This window comes from Neisseria sp. P0001.S005 (assembly GCF_051963715.1).
In genome coordinates this window covers 1-298 of record NZ_JBQCTZ010000929.1, presented here as the reverse complement: position 1 = coordinate 298, position 298 = coordinate 1, and the positions used below count along the sequence as shown (strand labels likewise).

Genomic DNA, 298 nt, shown 5'->3' with positions numbered 1-298 from the left:
GTGGCAGCATCACAGGTGAAGTTGTAGATAATGGTGACGGTACCCATACAATCACTATTACTGATCTTGAGACCGGTACAGTCACTACTACCATCGTTAAAGACGGTAAAGACGGTGTAGATGGTAAGAATGCTAAAGCCGACGTTAAAGACAACGGCGATGGTACTCACACTGTAACCATCACTGATGGCGAAGGTAATACCACTACTACTATCGTTAAAGACGGTAAGAACGCTGAAGCCGACGTTAAAGACAACGGCAACGGTACTCACACTGTAACCATCAAAGACGGTAACGG

General features: G+C 45.6%; 1 protein-coding gene. It reads left to right on the top strand.

What is annotated here, in order from left to right:
* The coding region (locus ACTHSP_RS23540) for a collagen-flanked surface repeat-containing protein (protein WP_440347181.1) at nucleotides 1–298 on the top strand (298 nt) is incomplete at both ends.